General features: G+C 57.3%; 10 protein-coding genes, 1 tRNA gene and 1 CRISPR repeat array. Of the genes, 4 read left to right on the forward strand and 7 right to left on the reverse strand.

The window, feature by feature from the left end:
• Positions 1 to 22 precede the first annotated feature (22 nt).
• The 6 genes from GJV78_RS10770 to GJV78_RS10795 form a co-directional block, all read right to left on the reverse strand.
• Positions 23 to 110 (reverse strand) — tRNA-Ser (locus GJV78_RS10770).
• Positions 111 to 496: 386 nt separating this feature from the next.
• A CRISPR array of direct repeats spans positions 497 to 946; the repeat unit is 28 nt; unit sequence GTTCACTGCCGTACAGGCAGCTTAGAAA.
• Between the two features lie 187 nt (positions 947 to 1,133).
• Positions 1,134 to 1,352, reverse strand: coding sequence for a translation initiation factor IF-1 (gene infA, locus GJV78_RS10775; RefSeq protein ID WP_001040187.1), 219 nt, complete (start codon positions 1,350 to 1,352; stop codon positions 1,134 to 1,136).
• A gap of 279 nt (positions 1,353 to 1,631) precedes the next feature.
• Positions 1,632 to 2,336, reverse strand: coding sequence for a leucyl/phenylalanyl-tRNA--protein transferase (aat, locus tag GJV78_RS10780; RefSeq protein ID WP_155108351.1), 705 nt, complete (start codon positions 2,334 to 2,336; stop codon positions 1,632 to 1,634).
• A 41-nt stretch (positions 2,337 to 2,377) separates the two neighbouring features.
• The gene (gene cydC, locus GJV78_RS10785) at positions 2,378 to 4,099 is read right to left on the reverse strand and encodes a heme ABC transporter ATP-binding protein/permease CydC (protein ID WP_155108352.1); all 1,722 of its coding nucleotides are present in this window, start codon (positions 4,097 to 4,099) and stop codon (positions 2,378 to 2,380) included.
• Positions 4,100 to 5,866, reverse strand: coding sequence for a heme ABC transporter permease/ATP-binding protein CydD (cydD, locus tag GJV78_RS10790; RefSeq protein WP_155108353.1), 1,767 nt, complete (start codon positions 5,864 to 5,866; stop codon positions 4,100 to 4,102).
• 312 nt (positions 5,867 to 6,178) lie between these two features.
• Positions 6,179 to 8,824, reverse strand: a complete 2,646-nt coding sequence (locus GJV78_RS10795; RefSeq protein ID WP_167519513.1) for an autotransporter outer membrane beta-barrel domain-containing protein — start codon at positions 8,822 to 8,824, stop codon at positions 6,179 to 6,181.
• Between the two features lie 13 nt (positions 8,825 to 8,837).
• Here GJV78_RS10795 and GJV78_RS22975 point away from each other — a divergent pair, with 13 nt between their 5' ends.
• A complete protein-coding gene (locus tag GJV78_RS22975; RefSeq protein ID WP_167519514.1) occupies positions 8,838 to 9,053 on the forward strand; it encodes a hypothetical protein in 216 nt (71 codons plus the stop codon).
• Positions 9,054 to 9,506: 453 nt separating this feature from the next.
• On the opposite strand, the gene trxB is transcribed toward GJV78_RS22975, so the two are convergent.
• Positions 9,507 to 10,475 (reverse strand): thioredoxin-disulfide reductase, encoded by a 969-nt coding sequence (trxB, locus tag GJV78_RS10800; RefSeq protein ID WP_155108355.1) that lies wholly within the window; start codon positions 10,473 to 10,475, stop codon positions 9,507 to 9,509.
• A 544-nt stretch (positions 10,476 to 11,019) separates the two neighbouring features.
• On the opposite strand from trxB, the gene lrp reads away from it, so the two are divergent.
• The 3 genes from lrp to lolA all read left to right on the forward strand — a co-directional run bounded on the left by lrp (position 11,020) and on the right by lolA (position 16,139).
• Positions 11,020 to 11,514 (forward strand): leucine-responsive transcriptional regulator Lrp, encoded by a 495-nt coding sequence (gene lrp / locus GJV78_RS10805; protein ID WP_155108356.1) that lies wholly within the window; start codon positions 11,020 to 11,022, stop codon positions 11,512 to 11,514.
• Positions 11,515 to 11,648: 134 nt separating this feature from the next.
• On the forward strand, positions 11,649 to 15,407 hold the full coding sequence (locus GJV78_RS10810) for a DNA translocase FtsK 4TM domain-containing protein (RefSeq protein ID WP_155108357.1): 3,759 nt from the start codon (positions 11,649 to 11,651) through the stop codon (positions 15,405 to 15,407).
• Positions 15,408 to 15,527: 120 nt separating this feature from the next.
• Positions 15,528 to 16,139 (forward strand): outer membrane lipoprotein chaperone LolA, encoded by a 612-nt coding sequence (gene lolA / locus GJV78_RS10815; RefSeq protein ID WP_155108358.1) that lies wholly within the window; start codon positions 15,528 to 15,530, stop codon positions 16,137 to 16,139.
• Positions 16,140 to 16,141: the final 2 nt, after the last annotated feature.

Here is a 16,141-nt window from a genome sequence, read left to right on the forward strand (position 1 = left end):
GTACAGGCTCTCAACTCAAATATGGCGGTGAGGGGGGGATTCGAACCCCCGATACGTTGCCGTATACACACTTTCCAGGCGTGCTCCTTCAGCCACTCGGACACCTCACCATATTGTATTGTTGCCCAACTACCCGGGGGCAACGGGGCGGTACTATAGGGAGTTGCGGGGAGACGGTCAAGCAGTATTTAAGCTTTCATTATCGTTTGGTTACGCAATGTACATCATCCTTTGGTAGGAAAGGAACGAAATCAGATTTTGGGTATAGTTATGACGGGTGCTGTACTTCCTGCGAGGCAGGGAAAGGGGATTAACCTAAAGCCCGGTGGGAAATTAATGATGTCTGTAATCCGGCTTTCTCACTAACCCTTTTTCTTGACAATATTATAACTATTTGTTTTTAAATGTTTATTTATAGTAAGTAAAAAATAGGGTATATCCGGTTGAGCATGAGTTTTTCTACATGTAATCAATGTAATAGCCTGATATGATTCCAGTTCACTGCCGTACAGGCAGCTTAGAAATTGGGCTGGTGGCTGGTGCGGTTACCGTCACCGTTCACTGCCGTACAGGCAGCTTAGAAAACTGACAAAATTCAGGGATGGAACAGAGCAAAGTTCACTGCCGTACAGGCAGCTTAGAAAGGAAAGAAAATATTTATCGTGAACATTATTATGTTCACTGCCGTACAGGCAGCTTAGAAATGGTATACGCTCCCAGCGTGTGCCGTTTAGCACGTTCACTGCCGTACAGGCAGCTTAGAAACTTAGTCGATTACGGATAGGTGAAACAATTACCGTTCACTGCCGTACAGGCAGCTTAGAAACTCAACGGCCAACAGGCAAGCTGTTAACCGTTGTTCACTGCCGTACAGGCAGCTTAGAAAATGCCCGGCCGCGCTCCGCGGAAAATCAGTGAGTTCACTGCCGTACAGGCAGCTCAGTGATAGAAAGAATAACGATGGGTATCCTGGCTGGTGTTCGCCGCATCGGGCGGGGCGATACGGAGCTAAAGCACGCTATGCGCGCAGGCGGACGGCGTACGGGCGAATAGCCCTGGAGGCCATCAATACAAAAAAGGCCGGATAAACCGACCTTTTTATCTTCTGTACGCCGCGCGGGCGTCAAAAATAATCAGCGACTACGGAAGACAATGCGGCCTTTGCTCAGGTCGTACGGGGTCAGCTCAACGGTCACTTTGTCGCCCGTCAGAATGCGGATGTAGTTTTTACGCATTTTACCGGAGATGTGGGCAGTAACCACGTGACCGTTTTCTAACTCTACGCGGAACATGGTATTAGGCAGCGTTTCGAGAACGGTACCCTGCATTTCAATATTGTCTTCTTTGGCCATCTAATCCTCTGGGGTATCACTACCATAACTTGAACCGGCAAGATAATGCCGAAGTTCTTTAAATAAGTAAAGATTTGTGCGCTAAAACGCCGCAAATCAGGTTAGGCGCATTACTCAACACGCGGCAAAACCGCACTTGAAGCGCAACGTATAAGGGAGCGATGAGATAAACGAGGATGTTACCTGACGCAATCTGTTCCTTAACGGCGGCGGGGTAATGGGCATAACCTGCTCAGCGGCACAATTATAACACCGCGGTAAAAAATGTGCCGAAAACATTCACTCGGCAGGTGAAAATAACGTTGCTGGCAGCCAGAAATGGGCCGGAAGCGGCCGCTGACGCATCGCTTCGAGGTGTTGCAGATACTCCTGGCGGGGTATCTCAACGGCTCCCAGAGACGCGGTGTGGTTGTTTAGCACCTGGCAGTCGATCAGTTCCCCGCCATGACGGATAAACTCGGCGCAAAAAACGAGCAGCGCGGTTTTCGAGGCGTTTTCCCGGCGGCTGAACATCGATTCACCGCAAAACAGCGATCCTTGCGCAACGCCGTACAGACCGCCGACCAGCTCGCTACCGCACCAGACCTCTATCGAGTGTGCATGACCCAGCTCGTGCAGGCGGCGGTACGCCTCGGCGATGCCGTAGGTTATCCACGTTCCTTCGTCGCGATCGCTGGCGCAGCCCTCAATGACCCGATCGAAAGCGTGATTCAGGGTAATGCGATAGGGCGAACGCTGGTGAAAGCGCCGCATGCTGCGGCTGACGTGAAATGACGCTGGCCAGAGAACGGCGCGCGGATTGGGAGACCACCATAGAATCGGATCGCCAGGCGAAAACCACGGAAAAATCCCTCTTTGATAGGCCATCAGCAGGCGAGCGGGGCTGAGATCGCCGCCCATAGCCAGCAAACCGTTCGGTTCGCGCAAAGCGCCTTCCGGCGAGGGAAAGGCGAGGGAATGACGAGAAAGCTGAACCAGGCGCATTACGGCAAAACTCCAGTCGCGAGAGATCGTTCAATAATAGCTTACAGGCTTTGCTTAAACTGATAATAGCGGCCCCGACAGGCTAACAGATCGGCATGATTACCTTGCTCAATAATCTGTCCGTTGTCCATGACGATTATTCGGTCAAAGCGCGCCAGCCCCCGCAGGCGGTGCGTGACCATCAGCACGGTCTTGCCCCGCATCACCTCCGCCAGCAGCTCAAGTATCTGGCTTTCCGTGGCGGCGTCCAGTCCTTCGGTAGGTTCGTCGAGCAGCAGCAGCGGGGCGTCGTGCAGCAGGGCGCGGGCGATGGCCAGGCGGCGCAGCTCGCCGCCGGACAGCTGGCGTCCGCCTTCACCCAGCCAGCCGTTAAGCCCGCTGCCGTCCAGCAGTTTTTCAAGTCCGACCCGGCGCAGCATAGCGGCGAGCGCCTCGTCGTCGGCGTCCGGGGCGGCCAGCAGCAGATTATCGCGCAGCGTGGCGCTGAACAGATGCACGCGCTGGGGCACGACGCCGATGCTCCGGCGCAGGGTCGCTTCGCCCAGCGTGCCAAGGGGCCGTTCGTTAAGCAGGATCTCCCCCCGCTGTGGGTCCCAGGCGCGGGTCAGCAGCTGCAGCAGCGTCGATTTACCGCAGCCGGTGCGGCCAAGAATAGCAATATGCTCGCCGGGGGCGGCCTGAAATGAAACGGCCTCCAGCGCCCGTTGCGCCTGACCCGGATAGCTGAAACAGACCTCGCGCAGCGCCAGGGCAATCTGCGCCGGAGCGGCAGCATCGCCTTGCGGAAAGATCACTTCCGGCGGCTGCCCGGTCAGTTCGCTGATACGCAGCGCGGAGGCAATCACCTGGCCGAGGTGCTGAAACGCACCGGTGACCGGTGCCAGCGCTTCAAAGGCTGCCAGCGCGCAAAAAACGAACAGGGCGATTAGCGCGCCTGGCTGGCTGTTTCCGCCGACGCCCCCGGAGGCCATCCACAGCATCATTAATACCGCGACGCCGCCCACCAGCAGCATTAGCACCTGAGAAAGCGCCGTCAGCTCGGACTGACGACGCTGCGCGTCGTGCCACTGCAGCTCTGTATTCTCCATTTGTGCGCGGTAGCGTTCACTGGCGCTGAAAAGGGTCAGTTCGGCCTGCCCCTGCAGCCAGGCGGTGAGCTGCTGGCGATACAGGCCGCGCAGGTGGGTCAGATTTTGCCCGTTGCGCTTTCCCGCCAGATAGAAGATCGGCGGTATAATAAGCAACGTCAGCAGCATAATCCCGCCCAGCGTGGCGGCAAGCGTGACGTCAAGCACGCTCAGGCCGAGGGTCACCACGACGATGACCGCGAATGCACCCACCAGCGGTGAAATAACCCGCAGGTACAGATGATCCAGCGTATCAACATCGGCAACGACGCGGTTTAACAGCTCACCCTGGCGATAGCGGGCCAGCCCGGAAGGGGAGAGAGGCAGCAGCTTACTAAAGGTGTAAATGCGCAGATGCTGCAGCACGCGAAAGGTTGCGTCGTGGCTGACCAGCCGCTCAAAATATCGCCCGGCGGTGCGGACGATCGCCGCGCCGCGCACGCCCGCCGCCGGTAACATATAGTTAAAGCTGTAGATCCCGGCCACGCCCGCCACGGCGGAAGCCGACAGGAACCAGCCGGAGAGCGTCAGCAGGCCAATGCTGGCCAGCAGCGTGACGATGGCCAGCACGATCCCCAGGGTTAACATCCATTTGTGTCGTTTATAGAGCGTCAGATAGGGAAGCAGGGCGCGCATTTAAATCTCCTCCTGACGATGGGCCAGCAGCGCAGCGAACGCGCCGTTTTTCGCGCTAAGCTCGGCGTAAGTCCCGGTTTCGATGATTTGTCCATCCTGCAGGACCCAGACGGCGTCCCAGTCCGCCAGAGCCTCCAGCTGATGCGTGACCATCAGCGTGGTCTGCCGCTTTGACGCCGCGTACAGCGCTTGCATTACGTGGCGCTCGCTGTGGGCGTCGAGGCTGGCGGCAGGTTCGTCGAGCAGCAGCAGCGTGCAGGGCGCGATAAGCGCCCGCGCCACGGCGACGCGCTGGGCCTGCCCGACGGAAAGACGACCCGCCTGATCGCCTACGGGCGTATCTGACCCCTGCGGCAGCAGCGACAGAAATTCGCTGACCCCGGCGGCATCAAGGGCGGCCTGCAGCGTCAGTTCACTGGCCTCTGTCTGCGCCAGCAGAACGTTTTCGCGCAGGGTTGCGGCGGGCAGCTGCGGGTTTTGCCCGACCCAGGAGATCTGTTTGCGCCAGGGGGCGGGGGCCAGTTCACGAAGCTCAACGCCGCTGATGCGCAACGATCCCTGATAGGGAAGAAAACCGGCCAGCGCGTTCAGCAGCGTGCTTTTACCGGAACCGCTGCGCCCGACCAGCACCGCGCGCTGCCCGGCGGGCAGGGTAAAATTGAGCGGACCGGCCAGCGGCTGGCCTTCCGGCGAGATAATAAACAGATCTCTGGCCTCAATAGCGACAGCGGCGCTGCCCATTAGCTCCAGCTCGCCACGCTCCGGATGAGCCAGCGGCGTCTCCATAAAGGTTTTCAGACTGTCGGCCGCGCCCACCGCCTGTGCCTTAGCGTGATAAAAGGTGCCCAGATCGCGCAGCGGCTGAAAAAATTCCGGGGCAAGGATCAGCGCCAGAAAGCCTGAGGAGAGAGTGACCCCGGCACCGTAGCTGCCGAAGTTGAACTCGCCTAAGTAGGAGAAGCCAAAGTACACTGCCACCAGGGCGATAGAGAGCGAGGCAAAGAACTCCAGCACGCCGGAGGATAAAAAGGCGAGGCGCAGCACCTCCATGGTGCGCTGGCGGAAGTCCCGGGAGGCGGTGCGGATAGCCGCCGTTTCAGCCTCGCCGCGTCCGAATACGCGCAGCGTGTCCATACCGCGCAGACGATCGAGAAAATGGCCGCTCAGCCGGGCCAGCGCCAGGAAGTTGCGGCGGTTGGCGTCGGCCGCGCCCATGCCGACCATCGCCATAAACAGCGGAATAAGCGGGGCGGTGCCCAGCAGGATCAGCGCTGCGGCCCAGTTTGTCGGGAGGATGGCCGCCACAATCAGCAGCGGCACGCAGACGGCAAGCGCCATCTGCGGCAGATAACGCGCGTAGTAGTCGTGCATATCGTCAATCTGCTCAAGCACCAGGGTGGCCCAGCTGCCTGCGGGCCGGCCCTGAATCCATGCCGGCCCCGCCTGCTGGAGTCGGTCCAGCACCCGGCGGCGAATTTCAAAGCGAATGTGCTGCCCGGCATAAAAGCCGACGCGCTCACGCAGCCAGACGACCCACGCGCGCAGAATGAAGATCAGCGCCAGGATGGCAAAGGGGAGCAGCAGGGCTTCGCGCGGGATATTTTCCATTATCATATGATGCAGAAGCCGGGCCAGAATCCAGGCCTGGGCAACAATCAGCGCGCCGCTGGCCAGCCCCAACAGACGAGAAAAATTCAGCCAGCGCCGGGAGATGACGTTTTGCTGCTTTAACCAGCAGATCAGTTCTTTTTGACGGGTTTTATCCATTACGCGCTTAACAGGTGAGTTATCAGAATTATTGGCGCGCTAATGTTACAACGAGGCAAAAATAAAGGCGACTGCTAGTCGTATCACTTTGCTGAACGAGCCGAATTTTTTCCGCGACCGCAGGCTGCGTTTTAGCGCCGTTGAGGTGCCTGCTGCGGGCGGCTATGGGCGGGAGACAGAGAACGCCTGGCTGTTTAGCACGGTTCCGGCACAAAAAAGCCCCGATCTTGCGACCAGGACTTTGTTAGCCAGCAGAAGCAACAGCTCTTCAGGGGGTTATGACGGGCTTTGCACTCTGCCAGCGTTTTAGCATCAGAAGCTGTAACGGTAGCCGGCGTTCATCTGCCGTTGGTTGAACTGATGGCCGGTTGATATTTCAGCATCCATATAGAAAGTATGTCGTTCAGCCACCTGGGCGCTGATGCCCACGCCGTTATTCCACCAGCCTCCATGCATTTTCTCGTTCTCACGGGAGCCGTTGAGCCGGTAATCGATCTTGCCGGCCATTTCGCCGACAAAGGCCGTCTTATAATAGACGTCAACGGCACTGTTACCGCTCAGGCTGTATCCCACCAGTGAACCTATCCGGCCCTGCACGGAATTTATATCATCTGATTTAATGCGCAATCCGTTGCTGGCGGTGGTTGAGATACCTTCCTGCCAGATCCAGGACAGCTGAGTCTGCGGTTCAATATAGAATCCGTTCTGCGGCGCATTAAGCCAGAAGCGTTTTCCTGATTCCAGCGACAGGCTGAAGCTGTTACTTTTGCTCTCACCGGATACACCGTTATGGCTGCTGTCTATGACCTTAAAGCTGTTAGTGAGACGGCTGTATTTCATCAAACCGTCAATATACAGGCCATTATCAATGAGGTAGCTGGCGTAAAGTCCGGCGCTCTGGCTGTTAATGCTGCCGTCGCCGCCGTTCCTGGCGTAACTCTGGCTGGAGTTAGCGGCACCGAACATCGCCCCAATCAGGACGCTCCCGGTGGCGGTGGCTATGTGTTTATCCGCGCCCAGCTGGAAGCCGTGATAGTTCATATTGAAGCCGCTAAGGTAACTCTTTGCAAAGCTGTCAAAGCGCCCGGCATAACCGCGAGCCCATACGTCGCCTTCTGTTTGATTAAGGCGTAGCTCACCCATGCGCTGTAAGAGCGTCTGGTTTTCAGCGTAGCTTAACAGGTAGTTGCCGATAAGCGCGTTGGCCGCGGCGTCTGCTGCCGAGCTCAGCGTTTTGCCACCCGTATCATTGCCGCCGGTATTACCACCGGTATTGCCACCGCCGCCGTTATTGCCGCCGGTATTACCACCGGTATTGTCGCCGCCGCTGTTATTGCCGCCGGTGTTACCACCACCGGTATTGTCGCCGCCGCTATTTGAACCTGAATAACCTTTCAACTCCCAGTCATGGTTGTTGTCCGTACGGGTCAGTTCATAGCTGTAGCCGCCAAAATCGACGGTCTGGCTGTTGTGCAGCGTAAAAGTTGCGAGACCATCCTGCGTCTCGACTACCGTCAGGCGCTCCCTTCCGTTGGTGGGCTGGGTTGCGTCACCGGTCAGGAGCAGCGAATGCAGACCTGCGCTAGTGCCCGCAACGAGTAGTTTATCGCCGATCTGCTGTGCCATATTGACGCGCATAATAAAGCGGCCGTTCCCGCTTAGATTATTATCGACCGTCAACGTTCGCCAGGCGCGAGGGAGCAGCGCTGCGCCAGGATCGTCGCCAAAGGAGATCGCGCCATTGTTTACGGAGTCAATCAGTCTGGAGCTGCCTGTCATCGTCCACCGGCTGTCAGCGTCAACATCGACAGAGCCGTTTTCTGCGCTGCCCGCCCACTCTGAGGCGCTCAGCGTCAGGTTGGCGGTGCTAAGACCGTCGGCATAAATGTCGCCAGCCAGCGTACTGTTATCCGTAGCGTGAAGGGTAACGTTGCTGCCGATGGTTCCGTCAGTGCCTGACATTCCGCTGGCAGGCACAATGCCTGAATGGATCAGCTTGCCCCCGGGAGCGCTAAGGTTGGCGTTTTCCAGTTGGGCCGTAATGGTTGCGCCTTCGGCGCGGAACAGATCCCCTTGCGCGCTGGAAATCGATCCGCCTTTTTGCGTCAGCGTGATGGTAGCGGCGGTGTCAGACGCCCGACGTTGTCCGCTGGCGTAAATCGCATGTGCTCCAATCCCGCTGGCGGCAATCTTATTGTTACCTGCCGCGCTGTTGGTCAGCGTAATATCCCCGCCCTTGTTGGCGAAAATAGCATGTGCATAATCGCCAGACGTTTCAATTAGGTAGTTATCCCCGGTAAGGCTAATTTGGGGGGAAGTATCGGTAGTGCGGGCGAGTATTCTGTCGCCTTCTGTTGTAAAGCCGTAGGCGCTTTCGCCGGACGTCACTATTGACTGATTGTCACCAAAAAGCGCTATTTCGCCGTTGGTGGTAGCGTAAATGCCACTGGAGTTTTTTCCCGTTGTGACGATGGATACGCTTGAAGCCGTATTGCTATCACCCACCTGGATACGTGATTTACCGTGAGTGGTCAGGCCCGTTACAAGCCCGCCAGAATCCTCACCGCTGGTGGTGATGATATTGTTGGTGCCTGTAAGAAATACTTCGCCGTTTTTAGTCGCGCTGCTTCCCAGCGCTGCAACGGCGTTCCAGACCATGATCGCGGCGGAATTTTTCCCGTGAGTCGTAATCTGAAGGTCTTCCGCCGTTACCCTGCTGTCACGAGCGCTACTGGCACCGGTGGCGATGCGGATACCGTAGGTATATGGCAGTAAGGAGCCTACAGTACCGAGCGAGATAACGGCATTTTTACCTAAATTGACGTTGGCACCGTTGGTCACATTGATGCCGATAGGGCCTGTGCCATTTACGCTGTTGGCGGTGGAAGTGATTATTATTGAGCCATTGCGTACCGTGAATGTACCTGCATTCAGATCCAGGCCCACTGTATTTGGCATATTTCCCAGGGAAATGTTTAATGGCGCATCTATAACTATTTCAGAAAGCGCGCCGGTCATTTTCACGCTTCTGGCAATTGGTGCGTTAGTTACGGCAGTGGTACTATGTTCTATTGTCAGTTTTCCGCCGTTAGTGACATTAATGGCCGGTGCTACGGAGGTATTGGTATATATTTCTTCAGTGGTGGTGGTTATCGTCGTTCCATCAACGTTAAGTGCTGCACAATAAGCATGTCCAACGGGGAACAGAATGACGGATAAAGCGAGTGCTACGGGCGTAAGCAGCGGCGTTACGTTCTTGTGAACGCACTTCCTTTTCATGAGTATGACCTCCATCCTTTAAATATAAATGGCATGATGAAAATATGAAATACATAGGTTGCGCAGGCATGGTAAGCATAGTGGGGAATATAAGCAATACGCCTTATTTATTTCAGTGTTTAAATTTTTCTAATGGATTGAAATAAAAGGTTTTATATTTTTGAGATGATGTTTGTTTTATATTGTCGTGGTGGTTAGTTAAGTGGAAAATATAATATTAATTTTCTGAGCGGGCTAATTCTATTTAAATGGTGTGAATTGTCTTAAAGCTGATGTATTGATAATTTCCCGCCGCAAATGAACAGCTAAATACGGCGGGAACGTTTCTTTTTACTGGCGCAAAAGATCGTAGCGCGCAGGCCTAGTTGGCGGCGTCGGCCAACCCATCGAGATAGCGTTCAGCATCCAGCGCGGCCATGCAGCCGGTGCCTGCGGAGGTGATCGCCTGGCGATAAATATGGTCCATGACGTCGCCGGCGGCGAAAACGCCCGGAATGCTGGTCTGGGTCGCATTACCGTGAATGCCTGACTGGACCTTAATGTAGCCGTTCTCCAGCGCCAGTTGGCCCTCAAAAATGGCGGTATTAGGGCTGTGGCCGATGGCGACGAACAGGCCCGCCACCTCCAGCGATTCACTATTTTCGCCATTTTGCGTATCGCGCAGGCGCAGGCCGGTCACGCCCGTCTGGTCGCCGACCACCTCTTCCAGCGTCCGGTGGGTATGCAGCACGATGTTGCCGCTCTCTACCTTGTCCATCAGGCGTTTGATGAGGATTTTTTCGGCGCGGAAGCTGTCGCGACGGTGGATCAGATGAACTTCGGCGGCGATGTTAGACAGATACAGCGCCTCTTCAACGGCGGTGTTGCCCCCGCCGATAACCGCGACCTTCTGATTGCGATAAAAGAAGCCGTCGCAGGTGGCACAGGCGGAGACGCCGCGTCCTTTAAACGCCTCTTCCGAAGGCAGCCCCAGATAGCGGGCGGATGCACCGGTCGCGATAATCAGCGCGTCGCAGGTATAGTGACCGCTGTCCCCGGTCAGGCGGAAGGGACGTGTCTGCAGGTCCACCTGGCTGATGTGATCGAAGATAATTTCGGTTTCAAACTTCGCCGCATGTTCGTGCATACGTTCCATCAGCAGCGGGCCGGTCAGATCGTGCGGGTCGCCGGGCCAGTTTTCCACTTCGGTCGTGGTCGTCAGCTGACCGCCTTTTTCCATGCCGGTTATCAGCACCGGCTTCAGGTTTGCGCGGGCCGCGTAGACGGCAGCGGTATATCCCGCAGGGCCTGAACCCAGGATTAGCAGTTTACTGTGTTTGGTGGTGCCCATGAGATCCCCATAGTTGTTAGCAGGCAATGGGCTGGATTGTAGGGAATTTACCGGGGTAAAAAAAGAGTATGGCGATTTTGTTAACGATTTGTGCAATAGCACAGGTCGATGAGTGGGGACTTTTGCATTTATAGCGTGAAGGTGTCTGCCCCATTTCGCCCCGTTATAAGGCGATAAAATGACGATTAAGCCGGGGTCTTCGCTGAATAACTGGTATGTTGTACTAAAAAAAGATGTTTTACTTTGACAATCACCTGCCGTTTTGCGAAAACATTCGTGGGAGAAAAAACAGTGCTATATGCGTGCCGCATAAACACGCATGTAAATACTATGTTTACCGGGCTAGTGAAATCTACGCATGGCGTGGACAGACGCCATGCGTGATGTCGATAGCGGCTGCAAGGCACCGGGCTTCTCATCATAGACCCCGGCATGCGCGCCGTTGCTCCTTTCGGGGGGCGGTCTATCGTGACGGGCTGCGACTCTTGACAGTGATGTTATTGAGTCAGTCAGGTTTAGGGAAGAATACAGAGAGACAATAATAATGGTAGATAGCAAGAAGCGCCCTGGCAAAGATCTCGACCGTATCGATCGTAACATTCTTAATGAGCTGCAAAAGGATGGTCGTATTTCCAACGTCGAGCTTTCTAAACGTGTGGGACTTTCCCCGACGCCCTGTCTTGAACGCGTGCGTCGTCTGGAAAGGCAAGGATTTATTCAGGGCTATACGGCGCTGTTAAACCCGCACTATCTGGATGCATCACTTCTGGTATTTGTTGAGATTACTCTGAATCGCGGTGCGCCGGACGTGTTTGAACAATTTAACAACGCCGTGCAGAAACTTGAAGAAATTCAGGAATGTCATCTGGTTTCCGGGGATTTTGATTATCTGTTGAAAACCCGCGTGCCGGATATGTCAGCGTACCGTAAGCTGCTCGGGGAAACCCTGCTGCGTCTGCCTGGCGTAAATGACACCCGCACCTACGTGGTGATGGAAGAAGTCAAACAGAGTAATCGTCTGGTTATTAAGACTCGCTAATACGGAACAGGTGCAAAATCGACGCATTTTGATTACACTCCTGTTAATCCATACAGCAGCAGTGCCGGGGCAACCTGGTGCTGTTGTCCGTTTTAGCCTCAGGCAGGAAAAGCCTGAAACCTGGAGAGCTTTTCTTGAGCCAGGAATACACTGAAGACAAAGAAGTCACACTGACAAAGCTGAGCAGTACGCGCCGACTTCTCGAAGCGCTGCTGATTCTTATTGCGCTTTTCGCCGTCTGGCTGATGGCCGCCTTACTCAGCTTCAATCCTTCAGATCCCAGCTGGTCACAAACGGCCTGGCATGAGCCTATCCATAATTTAGGCGGTGCGCCCGGCGCGTGGCTGGCCGATACGCTGTTCTTTATTTTTGGCGTGATGGCGTACACCATTCCCGTCATTATGGTCGGCGGCTGTTGGTTTGCATGGCGGCATCAGGCCAACGACGATTACATCGATTATTTTGCCGTCTCGCTGCGCATTATCGGCGTGCTGGCCCTGATTCTTACCTCCTGCGGCCTGGCGGCCATCAACGCCGACGACATCTGGTATTTCGCCTCCGGGGGCGTTATCGGCAGCCTGCTGAGCACCACGCTGCAGCCGCTTCTGCACAGCAGCGGCGGAACCCTTACGCTGTTGTGCATCTGGGCTGCGGGCCTGACGCTGTTTACCGGCTGGTCGTGGGTCAGCATCGCCGAAAAGATCGGTGGCTGGGTGCTCAACATCCTTACCTTTGTCAGCAATCGCACGCGCCGCGACGACACCTGGGTCGACGACGAGAGCGATGAGTATGCAGACGAAGATGACTATGAAGCCGAACGTGAAGGCGCGGCGCGCGAAAGCCGTCGGGCGCGTATTCTTCGCGGCGCGCTGGCGCGCCGTAAGCGCATAGCGGAAAAATTTATTAATCCTCACGGACGGCAAACCGACGCGGCGCTGTTTTCCGGTAAACGTATGGATGACGAAGAGAGCGTCGCATACAGCGCCCGCGGCGTGCCTGCCGATCCCAACGATGTACTCTTTTCCGGGCACCGGGTGACGCAGCCGGAGTACGATGAATTTGATCCTCTGCTGGACGGGCAGCCGGTTGCTGCGCCGATCGCCGCAGCCGCTGCCGCGACGGCGGCAACCCAGGCGTGGGCAGCGCCAGTCGAACCGGTTGTGCACACGCCGCCAACGTCGGGCGTGCAGCCAACGGGTGAATGGCAGACGGCCATGACGCCGCAGAACGATGAGCCGCCTTATGCCGCCGGGTCGGAAGGTTACCCGCACCAGCCGCAGCATGAGCCGTGGCAGCAGCCGGCCGATCCCGTATCGCAGCCGCTGCACGCCTGGCCGACAGCCCCGCAGGCCCCTCAACAGGCCCCCACGCTTCAGCCTTCGTCTACCTTTCAGCAGAAAGCGACGTTCCAGTCTTATTCTACGATGCCGCCGCCGTCGGCTGACGCGCAGGCTGAAGCCGCGCCGCCTGAACCGGCGGTGGAGGAGAGCAAACCGGCGCGTCCGCCGCTTTACTATTTTGAAGAGGTGGAAGAGAAGCGCGCCCGCGAGCGCGAGCAGCTTGCCGCCTGGTATCAGCCCATTCCTGAGCCGGTACAAGAGCCGGAGCCGGTAAGGCCCGCCGTTGCCACAGCGCTGCCGCCGGTGGAAGCCGCCGCCGCGACGGCGACCCTTGCGTCGGGCGTAAAACAGGCCGCGACAGCCGCTGCCGCAACGGCGTTCAGCCCGGCCAGCGCCGCCGCGCCGCGTCCGCAGGTCAAAGAGGGGATTGGGCCGCAGCTGCCACGGCCTAACCGCGTAAGGGTGCCTACCCGTCGTGAGCTGGCCTCGTTTGGTATTAAACTGCCGTCCCAGCGAATCGCTGAAGAAAAAGCGCGAGAGACGGAGCAGAAGCTGCATAGCGCAGAACCGTATAGCGACACCGATATGGACGCCGTTCAGCAGGATGAGCTGGCCCGCCAGTTCGCCCGCACGCAGGAGCAGCGCTACGGGGGCGCTTACCAGGATGATGCGTCGCCGACCCAGGATGAAGAGCTTGCCGCAGAAGCGGAGCTGGCGCGCCAGTTCGCCTCTTCGCAACAGCAGCGCTATTCCGGCGAGCAGCCGGCGGGTGCCAGCCCGTTCACGCTGGATGATTTTGAATTTTCGCCGGCGAAGATTCTGCTGGACGACGGCCCGCAAGAGCCGCTGTTTACGCCGGGCATAATGCCGGAACCCGAGCCTGAGGCGGTTCCTCCGCAGCCGCAGCATCAGCAGCCCGTACAGCCGGTTCCTCCGCAGCCGCAGTACCAGCAGCCCGTACAGCCGGTTTCCCCGCAGCCGCAGCATCAACAGCCGCCCGCCGCGCCGCAGGAGAGCCTGATTCACCCGCTGCTGATGCGGAACGGCGACAGCCGTCCGCTGCAAAGGCCGACCACGCCGCTGCCGTCGCTGGATCTGCTGACCCCGCCGCCGGGCGAGATCGAGCCGGTAGACACCTTCGCCCTCGAACAGATGGCGCGCCTGGTGGAGGCTCGCCTGGCGGACTTCCGCATCAAGGCGGACGTGGTGAACTACTCCCCTGGTCCGGTGATTACCCGCTTTGAGCTTAACCTGGCACCGGGCGTTAAGGCGGCGCGAATCTCTAACCTTTCCCGGGACCTGGCGCGTTCGCTGTCAACGGTTGCGGTGCGCGTTGTGGAAGTTATCCCGGGTAAGCCCTACGTTGGGCTGGAGCTGCCGAACAAGAAGCGGCAGACCGTCTATCTGCGCGAAGTGCTGGATAACGCGAAGTTTCGCGAAAACCCGTCGCCGCTTACCGTAGTGCTGGGTAAAGATATCGCCGGCGATCCGGTGGTGGCCGATCTGGCGAAGATGCCTCACCTGCTGGTCGCCGGTACGACCGGTTCCGGTAAGTCGGTTGGGGTCAACGCCATGATCCTCAGTATGCTCTATAAGGCGCAGCCGGAAGATGTGCGCTTCATTATGATCGACCCGAAAATGCTGGAGCTTTCGGTCTATGAAGGGATCCCGCATCTGCTGACGGAAGTGGTTACCGACATGAAGGATGCCGCCAACGCCCTGCGCTGGAGCGTCAACGAAATGGAGCGCCGCTACAAGCTGATGTCCGCGCTTGGCGTCCGCAATCTGGCGGGCTACAACGAGAAGATCGCCGAGGCGGCGCGTATGGGGCGTCCGATCCCGGATCCGTACTGGAAGCCCGGCGACAGCATGGCCGCAGAGCATCCGGTGCTGGAAAAGCTGCCGTATATCGTTGTGCTGGTGGATGAATTCGCCGATCTGATGATGACCGTCGGTAAAAAGGTGGAAGAGCTGATCGCGCGCCTGGCGCAGAAAGCACGCGCCGCGGGCATTCATCTGGTGCTGGCGACCCAGCGTCCGTCGGTTGATGTGATTACCGGTCTTATCAAGGCCAATATCCCGACCCGAATCGCCTTTACCGTTTCCAGCAAAATTGACTCCCGCACGATCCTCGACCAGGGGGGCGCAGAGTCGCTGCTCGGCATGGGCGATATGCTTTTCTCCGGGCCGAACTCGACGATGCCGGTGCGCGTCCACGGTGCCTTCGTTCGCGATCAGGAAGTCCATGCGGTGGTGCAGGACTGGAAGGCGCGCGGTCGTCCGCAGTACATTGACGGCATTACCTCCGACAGCGACGGCGAGGGCGGCGGCGGCGGCTTTGATGGCGGCGAGGAGCTGGACCCGTTATTCGATCAGGCGGTTAATTTCGTCACGGAAAAACGCAAAGCCTCTATCTCAGGCGTGCAGCGCCAGTTCCGCATCGGCTATAACCGCGCGGCGCGTATTATTGAGCAGATGGAAGCCCAGGGTATCGTCAGCGAGCAGGGCCATAACGGTAACCGGGAAGTGCTTGCACCACCGCCGTTTGAATAAGCGAAAGGCGGCTAACGGCATGATTTTTAGGAATCATATGGTTTCTTTATGCTGGCTTTTATTCTGAAATGAGCGGCAGAAGGCTCTCCCAATCGGGTAAGACGTTTTTGAGGAATAATGATGAAAAAGATCGCTATCACCTGTGCACTACTTACAAGTTTTATCGCCAGCAGCGCCTGGGCTGACGCCGCCAGCGCCCTGAAAAGCCGTCTGGATAAGGTCGGCAGCTTCCACGCCAGCTTTACCCAGAAGGTCACCGACGGCAGCGGCACGGCGGTTCAGGAGGGGCAAGGCGACCTGTGGGTAAAACGTCCGAACCTGTTTAACTGGCATATGACCCAGCCCGATGAAAGCATTCTCGTCTCCGACGGAAAAACCCTCTGGTTCTATAATCCGTTCGTTGAGCAGGCGACCGCCACCTGGCTGAAGGATGCCACTGGCAATACGCCGTTTATGCTGATCGCCCGCAACCAGGCCAGCGACTGGCAGCAGTACAACATTAAGCAGGATGGCGATGACTTTGTGCTGACGCCGAAAGCCAGCAGCGGCAACCTGAAGCAGTTCACTATTAACGTCGGGAACGATGGCACCATTCATCAGTTCAGCGCGATTGAACAGGACGATCAGCGCAGCAGCTATCAGCTGAAATCGCAGCAGAACGGCGCGGTCGACGCGGCCAAATTCCGCTTCACCCCGCCGCAGGGCGTGACGGTAGACGATCAACGTAAGTAGAG

Source organism: Intestinirhabdus alba, from assembly GCF_009711095.1.
GTDB lineage: Bacteria > Pseudomonadota > Gammaproteobacteria > Enterobacterales > Enterobacteriaceae > Intestinirhabdus > Intestinirhabdus alba.

Coding starts and splice junctions, on each gene's coding strand:
- lolA (WP_155108358.1), top strand. CDS start 15,528: ATGAAAAAGATCGCTATCACCTGTGCACTACTTACAAGTTTTATCGCC.
- cydC (WP_155108352.1), bottom strand. CDS start 4,099: ATGCGCGCCCTGCTTCCCTATCTGACGCTCTATAAACGACACAAATGG.
- aat (WP_155108351.1), bottom strand. CDS start 2,336: ATGCGCCTGGTTCAGCTTTCTCGTCATTCCCTCGCCTTTCCCTCGCCG.
- infA (WP_001040187.1), bottom strand. CDS start 1,352: ATGGCCAAAGAAGACAATATTGAAATGCAGGGTACCGTTCTCGAAACG.
- cydD (WP_155108353.1), bottom strand. CDS start 5,866: ATGGATAAAACCCGTCAAAAAGAACTGATCTGCTGGTTAAAGCAGCAA.
- lrp (WP_155108356.1), top strand. CDS start 11,020: ATGGTAGATAGCAAGAAGCGCCCTGGCAAAGATCTCGACCGTATCGAT.
- GJV78_RS22975 (WP_167519514.1), top strand. CDS start 8,838: ATGTTTAATGGCGCATCTATAACTATTTCAGAAAGCGCGCCGGTCATT.
- trxB (WP_155108355.1), bottom strand. CDS start 10,475: ATGGGCACCACCAAACACAGTAAACTGCTAATCCTGGGTTCAGGCCCT.
- GJV78_RS10795 (WP_167519513.1), bottom strand. CDS start 8,824: ATGCCAAATACAGTGGGCCTGGATCTGAATGCAGGTACATTCACGGTA.